The organism is Bradyrhizobium daqingense (assembly GCF_021044685.1).
GTDB lineage: Bacteria > Pseudomonadota > Alphaproteobacteria > Rhizobiales > Xanthobacteraceae > Bradyrhizobium > Bradyrhizobium daqingense.
Genome location: NZ_CP088014.1, coordinates 7,278,142 through 7,290,898 on the forward strand (window position 1 = coordinate 7,278,142; position 12,757 = coordinate 7,290,898).

Here is a 12,757-nt window from a genome sequence, read left to right on the forward strand (position 1 = left end):
CATATCATTCCCGCATCAGATAAGCACCGACCAGCGTGCCCGCCGCAAACCCCTCCTGGCTGGCGGGGACCAGCAGCCATGCATCGGCACGGGCGATCGCGTGGAGCGGCCATTCACCCACGGCAAGCGGCATCCACGCATCATGTTCCCGGGACAGCAGGGCCAGTTCGGCGATGCCGACACTGGATGCGATTTTCCGCGCAAGTGGCAGGGCCACCTGCCGGCACGGCTGCCGTGCGGACAGCCGATCGATGAGTGGGCGCACGAGCGCCAGCCAGGCCGCAAGCGCATGATCGGGCGAGCCGGGCAAGGCGACCACGGGCACCCGTCCGAGCCGCCCGACCGCGGCGGTGCGTCCGGGCTGGAGCGCAAGGCCATGAGCGAGCACCTCACCGCGTTGGGCCAGAGCTGAGACGGCCGCATCGCGGCGGCCGACGCCGCTGCCGCCGATCGTCAGGAGGACATCGCAGGAGGAGGCATCGAGCGCATCGGCAATCGACGCTTCGTCGCGTGCGCCGGCCTCATGCATCTTCACATCCAGTCCGGCTGCGCGCGAGATGTCGGCGATCATCTGCGCCGATGCCGTTGCACCGGGCACAATGACGATGCGCAGCCGCGGCCGCCTTACACCGAGTGTCTCCAGGCCCGCAACGCGCGCGATCAGAACATCGGCCGTACCGACCGGGTAACCCTCGACGCCGGCGGGCGTGCGGGCCGCGATGTCGCTTGCGGCACGCCTGACGCCCTGCCCCGGCACGGCCTCTGCCAGCACCTGGGCCAACGGACCGGACAGCTCGACAGCGCCGGCATCGAGCACGCAGTCGCATCCTTCCGGCATCGCGTCACCGATATCGAGCCATGCAGGGGCCATCGCGAGCGGCAGCGGCGCGTAAGCGGACGCACCGACGAGATCATTGGCGGACAGCGCCCAGCCGTCAGCGGCGGCGACGTCGCGAGGCGGACAAGCCGCAAGCAGCGGCGTGCCCGCCGCGATGCAACCGATGGCTTCGGTCAGCGGCAATTCCGCGGGCGCGACGGGATCAACGCCGCGCAGCAACGCGGCGAGCGCAGTGTCGAGCGGCGTGAGCGAGGACGGCAGGCGCTGGGTCATGCGCCATGATGGACCACGCATCGCCCGCTTTGGCAACCGCCGGCGAAGCCGGCCTCAGCCGCCCGACCGGTCCGAATTGGGGAAGAACAATTGCTGGCCGTCGAGCTTGTAGTCGGCGATCGCCGTCTGCCCTTCCGGCGAGGTCAGCCAATCGATGAAGGTCTGCGCGAGATCCTTCTTCACGTTCGGAAACTTCTCGGGGTTCACCAGCATCACGCCGTACTGGTTGAGCAGCCGCCGGTCGCCTTCGACGACGATGTCGAGATCGCCGCGATTGCCGAACGAGATCCAGCTGCCGCGATCCGACAGCACATAGGCGTTCGCGGCACGCGCGGCGTCGAGGGCCGCCGTCATGCCGGTCGCGGCCACGCGATACCAGGCGCCCTTGGCACCCGCGATGTCGATGCCGGCGACGATCCAGAGCGCGAGTTCGGCGGCATGGGTGCCCGAGCGGTCCCCGCGCGTCACGAACGGCGCGCCCTTGCCTTCAATCGTCTTCAGCGCGGTCGCGATGTCCTTGCCCTTCACGCCCGCAGGATCGCTCTTCGGGCCGATCAGCACATAATCGTTGTACATCACGTCGAGGCGCTTCACGCCAAAACCGTCGGCGACGAATTTCTCCTCCTGCGGTCGCGCATGCATCAGCACGACGTCGACCTCGCCCCTGCGCGCGCCGTCGAGCACCTCGTCGGCGCGCCGCGCGATCACCGTCACGTCGATGCCGGTCTTGGCGCGGAAGATCGGCAGCAGATAGTCCAGCAGGCCGGACTCCTGCGTCGCGGTCGTCGTCACGAGAACGATGCCGCGGTCCTCCGCGGACGACGCCGTAACGCTTGCGGCGAGGCCGCAGAGAAGCGCGAATGCAACGGCGAGGTGGCGGATGGCCATGATCGGGTTCCCATTGGACAAGATGCGATCATGATGGCGGCCGATTGCGCCGCACTCGTGACGCATCCGCGCCCTTGCACGTCTCCCTCGGGAAATTCCGGCAACAAATGCGCGCTTTGGGATCGTTCACCAAAGCAGAAATCGCGTGCGAGGATGTGTTGCAAAGCAGCGAGATGATCGGGCATGGTTCCCGCGGACACGAATTGAAATGCAGAATTCCACCTGCGTCGAACGTCAAAAAGAAGCAAGAATTTGCATAGGAATGCAGGATGGAATTCCTGACGACCAGCGAAGCCGCCGACTATCTTCGGCTCGGCGAACGCAAGCTCTACGAACTCGTCACCACCGGCGCGATCCCCTGCACCAAGGTGACCGGGAAGTGGCTCTTCCCGCGGCACGAGCTCGATCTCTGGGTGCTGTCGGGCCTCGCACGTCCGGCCGGCATGCTGATCGCCGAGCCACCGCCGGTCGTCGGCGGCAGCCAGGACGAGCTTCTGGATTGGAGCCTGCGCGAATCCGGCTCCGGGCTCGGATCGATGAGCGAGGGCAGCGCCCGCGGGCTCGAGCGGCTGCAGCGCAACGAGGTGATGGCGGCGGCGGTGCACTTCCATGCCCTGGACGCCGAAGGCAGTCTCGCCGGCGATGCCAGCATCGAAGCACTGCGGGCGGCGCCCGATTTGCATGATGCGGTGCTGGTCGCATTCGTGCGCCGCGAGCAGGGCCTGGTGCTGCCGCCAGGCAATCCCAAGCACCTGCACGGCCTGTCCGACGTGCTCGCGCTCGGCGCCAGGATGGCGATGCGACAACAAGGCACAGGCGCACAGATGCTGCTCGACGTGCTGCTCAAGCGCGCGGACGCCTCGACGCGGGATTTGCGCCGCGTGGAGACGCCTGCCCTCACTGGCCCGGACCTCGCCGAGTTGGTCCGCGCCGGCCAGGCCGATTGCGGCATCGCGACGCGCGCGGCGGCGCGCTCGGCCGGGCTCGATTTCGTGCCGCTGGTCTGGGAGAGTTTCGACCTTGCGATGCGGCAGCGCAGCTATTTCCGCCCCGCCATGCAGGCCCTGCTCCGGCTGCTCGGCGACAGGCGGCTGCGCCAGCGCGCGGAAGAACTGACCGGCTACGACCCCTCCCCGGCCGGGCAGATCCGCTTCGCGGCCTGACATTGACGCCTGCCCCCAAATAGTTGCAAAAGAAACCAATTCAGCCGGGCATACCCGGGCAACACCGGCCAACGAGCCGGATCGAGGGAGGACAAGCATGAACCCAATCAGATTTGGAGTGCCGGTCGCGGCCGCCTTGACGGCGGCGCTGCTGTCCGGTGCGGCGTCGGCGCAATTGTCCGACGACGTCGTCAAGATCGGCGTGCTCACCGACATGAACGGCCCGGCCTCGGCGCCGACCGGCCAGGGCTCGGTGACGGCGGCGCAGATGGCGATCGACGATTTCGGCGGCAAGGTGCTCGGCAAGCCGATCAGCATCGTGATCGGCGACCACCAGCTCAAGGCCGACATCGGCGGCACCATCGCGCGGCGCTGGTACGACGTCGACCAGGTCGACCTGATCGTCGACGTGCCGGTCTCCGCTGTGGGCCTCGCGGTGCAGAACGTCGCCAACGAGAAGAAGCGGCTGTTCATCACCCACTCCACCGGCACCGCGGATTTCCACGGCAAGTTCTGCTCGCCTTACGCGATCCAGTGGGTGTTCGACACCCGCGCGCTCGCGGTCGGCACCGCGGATGCGGTGGTCAAGCGCGGCGGCGACAGCTGGTTCTTCATCACCGACGACTACGCCTTCGGCCATTCGCTGGAGCGCGATGCGTCCGCCGTCGTCACCGCCAATGGCGGCAAGGTGCTGGGCTCGGTCCGGCCGCCGCTGGCAACCCCGGACCTCTCCTCCTTCGTGCTGCAGGCGCAGGCCTCCAAGGCCAAGATCATCGGCATTGCCGCCGGCCCCCCCAACAACATGAACGAGATCAAGACCGGCTCGGAGTTCGGCGTGTTCAAGGGCGGCCAGCAGATGGCGGCGCTGCTGGCGCTGATCACCGACATCCACGGCCTCGGCCTGCAGGCAGCACAAGGCCTGCTCCTGACCACGTCGTTCTATTGGGACATGGACGACAAGACGCGCGAATGGTCGAAGCGCTATTTCGCCAAGATGAACAAGATGCCCTCGATGTGGCAGGCCGGCGTCTATTCCAGCGTGATGCACTATCTCAACGCCATCAAGGAGACCGGCACCGACGATCCGCTCAAGGTCGCCGCCAAGATGCGCGAGAAGCCGATCGAGGATTTCTTCTCGCGCAACGGCAAACTGCGCGAAGACAATCTGATGGTGCACGACCTCTGGCTGGTGCAGGTGAAGACGCCGGAGGAGAGCAAATATCCGTGGGACTATTACAAGATCCTCACGACGATCTCCGGCGACAAGGCGTTCGGCCCGCCGGATCCGGCCTGTCCGCTGGTGAAGAAGTGAGGGTGTGAGACACACACCAGTCGTCATGCCCGGGCTTGACCCGGGCATCCACGTCTTTCCTCAATCGCAGTGACGCGTGGATGGCCGGGTCAAGCCCGGCCATGACGGCTGTGGGTGCAGCCCCGTCCTATTTCACCACTCCAATTTCGCGGAAGTACTTTACGACGCCGGGATGGATCAGCTCCGGCTTCGGCGCGGCTGCAACCGTGTTCGAGGCGGTCGTCTCGCAGGCCTGCGGGAGCTTCTTGCAGAAATTCGCTTCGACGCCGTGCAGCGTCTTGGCGAGGCGATAGGCGACGTCGTCCGGCAGATCCTCGCGTGTCAGCACAAAGCTCCACGAGCCCAGCGAGGCGATTGGCGCGGTCTGGGTCGGATAGCTGTTTGCCGGCACCAGCAGCGGCTTGAGGAACGCGTGCTTGGCGCGGATGCGCGTCATCTCTTCGACATCAGGCGCGATGAAGCGCGCCCCTGACGGGCTCGAGGCCACCGCGGCGAAGCCGGGCCAGCCGATGCCGGCGCCCCACAGCGCAGCGACGCGGCCATCCTCGACCATCGCGGGGCCGTCGCCGGCGCGGTCGAGATAAACCGCCCTAAAGTCCTCGTCCTGCTTCAAGCCGAGACCATCGAGCACATAGCGCGCCAAGATCGGCAGGCCCGATCCTTTCGCCCCGAACGCAACTGGCTGGCCGACGAGATCGCGGATGGTCTTGTAGGGACTGTCGGCCCGCACCACGAATAGGCCGGGGTTGGAATAGATCGCCGTGAGGATCTTCAGCCGGACCGGCGCGCGGCCGATGCCGGCGAAGGCTTCATAGGCCGGCTCGCCCGCGACCAGCGCGAGATCGAGCTCGCCCTTCTCCAGCAGCGGGATGTTCTCGCTGCTGCCCTTGGTGTTGCGGGGCGCGATGGACAATTGCGGATCGGCCGCGTTCATCACCTCGGCGAAGGCGTTGCCATAGAGCGGAAAGCCGCCGCCGGGCGTGGCGGTGCCCAAACTGATCGTCGTGGTCGGAATGGCGTTGTCTCCGGTTTGAGCAGTAGCGGGGCCGGCGAGCAGCACTGCTGCGAGAACGATAATCGCGAATCTCATGGTGGTCCCTGACGAACTGCGTCAACACCGACTTGCGGCGATGTAGGCAGCCGCCCGAATTTGTGAAAGCATGCCCCGCAACGACATTAGAACAATGGGAGACGTCATGTTGCGAATTTTCCGTCAAGGTGTTTTCGGGCTCGTCATTCTTGCATCACTTTTCAGCAACACCCCTCCCGCCTCCGCCGCCTATCCCGACCGCCCCGTGCACTGGCTGATCGGCTTTGCCGCCGGCGGCCCGGTCGACATCGTGGCGCGGATCATGGCGCAGTGGCTGTCGGACAAGCTCGGCCAGCAGGTCATCGTCGAGAACCGCACCGGCTCCGGCGGCAACATCGCGGCGGCGGCTGCGATCAACGCAGCGCCCGACGGCTACACGCTGCTGTTCGTCGCGCCCAACAACGCGATCTCGACCTCGCTCTACAAGAAGCTGCCCTTCGATTTTTTGCGCGACACCGTTCCCGTCGCCAGCATCATGCAACTCACCAACATGCTGGTCGTGTCCAACGCGTTCCCGGCCAAGACGGTTCAGGAGTTCGTCGATTATTGCAAGGCCAACCCCGGCAAGATCTCCTACGCCTCCTCCGGCAACGGCACCTCGGTGCACATGTCGGCCGAGCTGTTCAAGGTGATGACGAAGTGCGACATGGTGCACGTGCCCTATCGCGGCTCGGCCATTGCCTTCCCCGACATCATCTCCAACAAGGTGCAGCTGATCTTCGACAATCTGCCGTCCGCGCTGGAGCAGGTGAAGGGCGGCAATGTCCGCGCGCTGGGCGTGACCTCGCCGCAGCGCTGGCCGAGCGTGCCCGACGTGCCCGCGATCGCCGAGACCGTGCCGGGCTTCGAATCGGTCGGCTTCTACGGCATCTCCGCGCCGAAGGGCACGCCGCCAGAGGTGATCGAGACCCTCAACAAGGCCGTCGGCGAAGCGCTGAAGGACCCGAAGCTGGTGGCCAAGCTCACTGAAGTCGGCGGCCTGCCCAAGGCGATGACGCCGGCCGAGTTCGGCAAGCTGGTCACCGGCGAAACCGAGAAGTGGCGCAAGGTGGTCGAGTTCGCCGGCGTCTCGGTGGACTAGGCGACGCTGCCGGCACGAAATTCGAGGGGGCCAACAGGCCCTCTCGCAACAAAGGGGCGAAAACAACCCCATGCACAGTAGAAGACTTGAGCAATCACAGGGGCTTAGCAAAGCGCAACAACGGGCACCCCGAGAAGCGCGTTTGGCGCTTTGACTCGTCGGGCAAACCAGGGGCATAATGCCATTATTCCGAAATTCATCAGCCGCCCGGGGAGCTGCGCTTTTCTGCGCAGCCCCGACGTTCCGCCGCGACCAGAGAGCTTCCATGCGACGCTTGTTCCTGACGGGGGCGAAGCCCCTTCCGCCTTGAAAACGCTTGAGGATTGCACCCCCGCCTCAGGCCCTGTAAACGAACCGCGCACCGTTGCCGGCCGCACCAAAGCGGCCGCCTCGCGGCGGGGCCTGTAGCTCAATGGTTAGAGCCGGCCGCTCATAACGGTCTGGTTGCAGGTTCGAGTCCTGCCGGGCCCACCAAGAAAATCTGCGGGAGCAAATTCAGGACGACTCGAATATTGTTGAACGTGAAGGTGCGGAACTTTCGGAACAGAGGCTAAGGCCGCACTCTTTTTGTTACGGCCAGGCGCGCGCCCGTTATCATTCGTCGATGGCCGCTGCTACTCGGCAGCCGCAACATTCCGAAAGTGCACATGCTGAACGAAAGCGAGATTCCACCCAGTTTTCTGCAATACGCAGCTGACATACTCGCCGACACTAATGGCGGACTAAGCGGAGCCGTGATCGTTAGGGAAACGGCTGCCTATGGAGTCGAGTACGATGTGCCGCTGCCGCACCCAACTTATCCCTTCCAAGCCTCCAACAAGCGCACAGCTTTGTACGAAAACCTACGAGCTTTTTCTGGTCCCCAGCAATATCGAATCCTTCGCGAGCTTTGCGATCATCGATCATTCGGCCTAACCCGCTCGGCGAAGCGCACGGAGCTTAAACAGAGACTGGCAACGCGGTATGGGCACCTGGCGAAGCATCCGAGTTCGGAAGTCAATGAGACGCTCATTGAAGAAACTCGTCACTGGCTGCAAGAATACCCCGAAGCCCTGTCGCTTTATAATCAGGCCTTCACCAAACTGGAAACGGGTTCCTTCCACCGAAATCTGCTCGATGACTTGCGGCTGTCGCTAGAGAAGCTTCTACGGGGTATCTTTGGAAATGAAAAGTCGCTCGAAAACCAGATCAACAGTCTCGGCACATATATCAAATCGAAAGGCGGTTCGCCCGAACTCGCGAACATGTTTGTAAAGCTGGCCGACTATTATGCGAAGTTTCAGAACACATACGTTAAGCACGACGATCAGGTGAATGAAGCTGAGGTTGAATTCATCTTCGAGATTACAAGCTCGTTCATGAAGCACCTCGTTCGTTTGCAATCGATATCCGCCAACTAACACCCGACCACGTGCGCCGATGACTCAAGCAATGGAATGGCTCAAAGCAAGAGCCCCGGGCTTTAACCAGCTTTCAAAGGATGAACGAAACGCTATTGCGGATTTCTCGCTGCTTTGGGCCTTTTTTGAGAGCCGCATTCTAAACAAAAGCGGCAGCGGTGCAGCCATCTGCGCCGCCGTTGATTCCTGGGACGCGGCTGGCATCCTTGTGCCCAATCTGGTCAACGAGGAGCTCGCCTATTTTAAGCAACGATATTGTCCAGATGGCCGTTTCACACATCACTTTGATGGCCTCCATCTGCGGCCGCGTGATCGCGTTCCGATGGTGCGCGGCGTGCTTAGCGGGGCTGAGATCTCTCCCCGTCAGTGCCTCGCAACGGCGCTTATCATTGTTTTTCGTTACCGCAACAATCTGTTTCATGGCGTAAAGTGGGAATACGCACTCGCAGACCAGTTGCGCAATTTCACAAACGCTAATCGTATTCTGATGAAAGTTCTTGATCGATACGCAAATCTTCCGTGAAATCCGCAGTTTTCGCACGGTGACAACCCTCTTCCCGCAAGCACCACATCTACTTTTTCAAGTCGTCAGTCTTTGACGCTGTTGGTGTTTTGGCGACGTAATCGAGGCAAGCTATTAAGGCATATCTCGCGAGTTGCTCCGCGACCACTCGGGTGTTGGTCCAGTCATATCCGATCTTCTCATTCGTACCATGAATCGTCCGGCTGCGCCCTTCGCTGTAAATGGTGTCGAGAACGGACTGGAAGGTTGGACCTTCAGCGCTGATGCGATCGGTTCGCTTGATGCCGAGCCTTGCCTCAAGCATCGTTAGGATGCCCTTTGCCTTGGTGCCCTTCCCCAAAGCGTCGAGAGATGCGGCAAATCCAACTGTCGCCATGAGGTCGCCAGTCTCCCGGCACCCCTTTTCAAACCAAATGAGCGCCTGCAACAAGGCCTCCAGAATCTCTCGCCGCGCGGTACTCCTGCCGGAATCCACCAGGTTGGATAGCACTTCGCCGCACGCCACATAAATATCCTTGAGGCGAACCAGCTCCGCCTGCCAATCACTTGACTCTATGAACGGTCCGAAGGGACGACGGCTCAAGCGCGATCCAGACAGTATAATTTTCCCGGGAATGAACTGGAGCGCGGTTTGATTGTGAATGGGACCATCATAGTTCAGATTGAATCCGCGCAGCGTCTCCGACGGCGTCTCGAAGGCCAGAGCTGAGCACGCGAGCGCGAGCCGCGCTGCGGTCAACGCGGTCTCAAGACCTGCTTCGGCTGCAAATGCAGAAGAGAGCTTAACGGTGCAGACATAGTCACACGGTCCAATTGCCTGGAGTATGTTATCCTCACGCAGCTTCTCGCGCTCACTTTTTCGCGGGCCGACACGGGCACTTGTCCATATGCGCTTCATCCGCCGCTGGGTTACCGACGTAATGCCGCCCTCGGCTGTTTTGCGATCAAGCCAGACCTGGCGCGGCTCAAGCATCACCGGCCCGAAAGAGAATGGCGCAACGTCTCCCTTGGAGAACAGTGTTGTTCCGAAGGCGTACTCACGCGCGGCCAGATTGGCAACGATAGCGTTGAGTGCATAATCAAGCTTCGTAAGCAAGGCAGGTGCCTCTCCGGCCGGGTCTGACAGCGGCGTGCTGGCGACCAGCGGCCCTACGGCCCCGCGAACCCAGTTTCGCCATTCGCTCTCCTTGGCGTTCCGTGCCAGAGCCGGACGCGCCGTTTTGAGCTCATATGCGAGTTTCGTGATGAGATCATCGACCTCCTTTGTGATCTGAATCGTTCCGCCGGTCCCAGCAGGAATTAGTCGCGGGAGCTTGAAATGGTCGTCCTTGATCAGCGCCGAAGGTGACATGCCTTGCGCTTTTGCCAGCGCGGCAAGTATCTTCTCGATAATTTTTGAGGCTTTGCTCATGAATGACAGCAGCGAAGCACAAATGCAGAATTTAAACGGTTTTATTCAGAGCCGCAGACCGGAAATGTCAACTCTCAATTCCGGCGAGATTCTTTTCGAAGGCATTATTGGATGCCCGCTTCCAAAGGCCGGAGCCGGTACTCGTCAGGAGAGAGCTGCCTGATGCTTCGAGCGGGAGTTCCGGCGTTCAGCCACCTCGGGATTCCGAAGAGCCACCGGCATACGGTCGTGATAAGGTGCCACCAACTCGACCGGTTCGTCGGTCAGTATGGCAAAAGGCGCAACTTCACACCTTTGACTACCGCATGCGCGGAACGATTCGGCGGCGGCAAGGATTCGTGCCGCAGGAGCGATCTCGCATGCTGAAGAACGACGCCGGCGATCTGCACCCTGCGCGGATGAGCCGTCCACGTGCGTCAGGAGGCCGGCGCCATCGACGAAGCGAGGAGCATGGCTGGGCAAGTGCTCGGGCCTACCTGAACGCTAGGAAACGTGCGTCGATCTTGCGGCAGCATCCACCGGACGGCGTTTTCGCGGATCGGGCATCGCGGAGAACGACGATGCCCCTCGATTCGATCGGTGATATCCGCCCTGAGTGCGCTGACCAGGCTTTAGAGGGGAAGTTTACACTTGACCCGACACGCTAAAGAATCTGACGCTATGGACGGTGCTTCGGGCGGAAGCGCCTGTGGTTACTTCCCAGATGAGGAGGACCGGGGAAGAGTGCTTGCCATAGTTGGTTGATCTCCGAGAACCAGCCTGCGTGGTGGAGCAGGTTTATCTGGCAATGACGGCCTGTATTGCTCGCCATCGTCCCAAATGATCAGCCCGCCAGTAGGCAGAGCCACGCGCCACATGAAGAGCCGAAAACCGAAGTTCGTGAGTTGATCGATATCGTTTGCGATATTGCGCAGCTCGGAGATGTCTAGGCTGATGAAATTGTTTTGGTCAGGGCTTTTCTTCGAGGCTTTAGCCAGCGTGAGGTGGGAAAGGTCCGCCTCTTTGGGCCATGCATTGTGAGCTTTCGAGTGCATAAGGATGTTTCGGTTTTCGGTGGCGATGCCGTACCCGGAAATGAAATGCTCAAATAGCTCGCCGAATGCTAGTGGTTCTGTCTCGGCGGCCTTTAGTGCAACCTCCATCCGTTCAGCGTTGTTGAGCTTGGAGAATACTAATTTGCCAACCTCGAACTTATGCATGTTCAAGAAGAACAGGCGGTAGAACTGGCCCTCCAACTCATTGTAGTTTGCAGCTATGACGCCCATGGCATGCATATGGTGAAACAGGCGCGGATTGTACTTCCAATCCCAGCACCAGGGCGCGACGTTTTTGAAGAGTTTCGCTAGCAGCCCTCCAGTATAATTGTCGTCAGTGGCTTCTGTCATGGCTGATGCACCTAAAGAATATTCGGAGAAGCGAAGCTGCGCTAGGCTCAAATGGTAGCGAACCGCGGAAGGAAAACCCCAAGGTGAAGAAGCCCGCCCGACAAGGCGGGCCCTGGAGGTTCAAAGAAACAAAACAGCCGGCACCTTGAACTATTGCGCGTTGTCGGCCGTTAGCTACGCAGGCGGGTCGAAGTGCATCATAGCTCTATCAAATAGGGCATGAGGTTAAAGATATCCCGGTCTCGTATTTTCCCTCGAATGCGAGCGGAGAGTTTTTCCGTATCAGAAACGAGATACAAGTCTTTCGTGGCGTTGAAACGGGAATCGACATAGATGCGCGAACAAAATGAGTCGATAGATTCTGCCGTGCGAACGATTACGAACGAGGTTGTGTCTCCCCACCAATCGCCCGTCTTTTTTACTTGCTCCATGAAACTGGAGTAACGTGATTGGTAGTCGGTGTCGTATTCGAGATCAAAGCTTACTGCGAAGACGGCCATTCTGGCCCCTCTCTGATGTGGGGCCACTATTGACTGCTGACGAATCCGGACTCATTGTCCGGCTGTTGGTATCGCCAATGCCCGCTAGCAGCCCCTAGCTGCGTTATGCGGGTTCGAGAGGGAGCCCCGGCAAGGGCCCCTCTCGAATCATGGTTCGAGTATAGCCTGATTCCCGTAGTGGTAGTCCGCGTTCCGGCTTTGTGCGGGTTTTGCACAACTTGCGCGTTCGCTTTCGGCCGAATTGCTTCTTCAATTTCGGTGACAGCGCACTGAAATTGCAGGGCGCGTTGCTGCTCCGCAACGTTGACCGTCTGAAGCCTAAACCTTCCGATAAGTCACATGCGCCGTCGCAAATGAAATACCCGTACGCCCGGCGCTTCCGCGCACGATGCAGGCGCGATCGTCGATCGCGTAGAATAGGATGTTGGGGTTGGCATCGGCCGCCGACCAGTCATCGAAGTTCAGCCTGAACGACTTGCCATCGCCCTCGGGCGTGTCGTGTGTGTAGGTCTAATGGAAGGCGCAACCGGCCTGCTCGCCGGTGGCGTCGCCTTCCAGGCGATTTTCATGGCCGGTGTATTGGCCTTTGCCCAGCTTGTGAATCGTCCAGCGCAGCGTGTCGCTGTGGCCGTCATCGAAGGTGTGGGTTTCGGTCAGGACGACCGTGTTGGTGTCCGCGTCCAATTCGCCATGCGCCGTGATCGACGCGCGTTTCAGGAGCCCGCCGACGAGGCTTTCGACCACCGCCCATCCTTCCAGGCGGCCGATAAAAACTGCTCCGGGAGAAACCTGGGCGCGGTGCCGGCGAACGCATCTATGGCCATGGCTTTCCTTTCGAAACCGACGACGACATAAGCCGCCTCTCGGCACCTGATTCCCCGGGAGGAAACCTG

Annotated in this window: 13 protein-coding genes and 1 tRNA gene; 7 read left to right on the forward strand and 7 right to left on the reverse strand. The window is 61.3% G+C overall.

Annotated elements, in window-relative coordinates; translation table 11 throughout:
• Positions 1 to 4: 4 nt before the first annotated feature.
• Positions 5 to 1,111 carry a molybdopterin-binding protein gene (locus tag LPJ38_RS34700; protein WP_145638340.1) on the reverse strand — a complete coding sequence of 369 codons (1,107 nt, stop codon included), beginning with the start codon at positions 1,109 to 1,111 and terminating at the stop codon, positions 5 to 7.
• A 54-nt stretch (positions 1,112 to 1,165) separates the two neighbouring features.
• A complete protein-coding gene (locus LPJ38_RS34705) occupies positions 1,166 to 1,999 on the reverse strand; it encodes an ABC transporter substrate-binding protein (protein WP_145638052.1) in 834 nt (277 codons plus the stop codon).
• Between the two features lie 269 nt (positions 2,000 to 2,268).
• Here LPJ38_RS34705 and LPJ38_RS34710 point away from each other — a divergent pair, with 269 nt between their 5' ends.
• Entirely contained in the window at positions 2,269 to 3,162 is an 894-nt protein-coding gene (locus LPJ38_RS34710) for a substrate-binding domain-containing protein (RefSeq protein WP_145638057.1), read from the forward strand.
• Between the two features lie 97 nt (positions 3,163 to 3,259).
• Entirely contained in the window at positions 3,260 to 4,474 is a 1,215-nt protein-coding gene (locus LPJ38_RS34715) for an ABC transporter substrate-binding protein (protein WP_145638061.1), read from the forward strand.
• Positions 4,475 to 4,601: 127 nt separating this feature from the next.
• Here LPJ38_RS34715 and LPJ38_RS34720 read toward each other — a convergent pair whose 3' ends face one another.
• On the reverse strand, positions 4,602 to 5,564 hold the full coding sequence (locus LPJ38_RS34720; protein WP_145638064.1) for a TAXI family TRAP transporter solute-binding subunit: 963 nt from the start codon (positions 5,562 to 5,564) through the stop codon (positions 4,602 to 4,604).
• A gap of 106 nt (positions 5,565 to 5,670) precedes the next feature.
• Between LPJ38_RS34720 and LPJ38_RS34725 the strand changes: the two genes are divergently transcribed.
• The 4 genes from LPJ38_RS34725 to LPJ38_RS34740 all read left to right on the forward strand — a co-directional run bounded on the left by LPJ38_RS34725 (position 5,671) and on the right by LPJ38_RS34740 (position 8,568).
• Positions 5,671 to 6,645, forward strand: coding sequence for a Bug family tripartite tricarboxylate transporter substrate binding protein (locus LPJ38_RS34725; protein ID WP_167520582.1), 975 nt, complete (start codon positions 5,671 to 5,673; stop codon positions 6,643 to 6,645).
• Positions 6,646 to 7,043: 398 nt separating this feature from the next.
• Positions 7,044 to 7,119, forward strand: a tRNA-Ile gene (locus LPJ38_RS34730).
• A gap of 173 nt (positions 7,120 to 7,292) precedes the next feature.
• Positions 7,293 to 8,045, forward strand: coding sequence for a hypothetical protein (locus LPJ38_RS34735; protein ID WP_145638070.1), 753 nt, complete (start codon positions 7,293 to 7,295; stop codon positions 8,043 to 8,045).
• A 31-nt stretch (positions 8,046 to 8,076) separates the two neighbouring features.
• A complete protein-coding gene (locus LPJ38_RS34740) occupies positions 8,077 to 8,568 on the forward strand; it encodes a hypothetical protein (RefSeq protein WP_145638072.1) in 492 nt (163 codons plus the stop codon).
• A gap of 49 nt (positions 8,569 to 8,617) precedes the next feature.
• On the opposite strand, the gene LPJ38_RS34745 is transcribed toward LPJ38_RS34740, so the two are convergent.
• Positions 8,618 to 9,979: a hypothetical protein gene (locus LPJ38_RS34745; RefSeq protein WP_145638075.1), complete on the reverse strand. Its 1,362-nt coding sequence runs from the start codon at positions 9,977 to 9,979 to the stop codon at positions 8,618 to 8,620.
• Between LPJ38_RS34745 and LPJ38_RS34750 the strand changes: the two genes are divergently transcribed.
• Positions 9,978 to 10,142 carry a hypothetical protein gene (locus tag LPJ38_RS34750; RefSeq protein WP_158644771.1) on the forward strand — a complete coding sequence of 55 codons (165 nt, stop codon included), beginning with the start codon at positions 9,978 to 9,980 and terminating at the stop codon, positions 10,140 to 10,142. The two genes, LPJ38_RS34745 and LPJ38_RS34750, sit on opposite strands and share 2 nt — an antisense overlap.
• Positions 10,143 to 10,671: 529 nt before the next feature.
• Here the strand turns inward: LPJ38_RS34750 and LPJ38_RS34760 are convergent.
• The 3 genes from LPJ38_RS34760 to LPJ38_RS38185 form a co-directional block, all read right to left on the reverse strand.
• On the reverse strand, positions 10,672 to 11,364 hold the full coding sequence (locus LPJ38_RS34760) for a hypothetical protein (RefSeq protein WP_145638077.1): 693 nt from the start codon (positions 11,362 to 11,364) through the stop codon (positions 10,672 to 10,674).
• A gap of 197 nt (positions 11,365 to 11,561) precedes the next feature.
• A complete protein-coding gene (locus LPJ38_RS34765; protein WP_145638079.1) occupies positions 11,562 to 11,864 on the reverse strand; it encodes a hypothetical protein in 303 nt (100 codons plus the stop codon).
• A gap of 510 nt (positions 11,865 to 12,374) precedes the next feature.
• Positions 12,375 to 12,608 carry a DUF3833 family protein gene (locus LPJ38_RS38185; RefSeq protein ID WP_347339032.1) on the reverse strand — a complete coding sequence of 78 codons (234 nt, stop codon included), beginning with the start codon at positions 12,606 to 12,608 and terminating at the stop codon, positions 12,375 to 12,377.
• Positions 12,609 to 12,757: the final 149 nt, after the last annotated feature.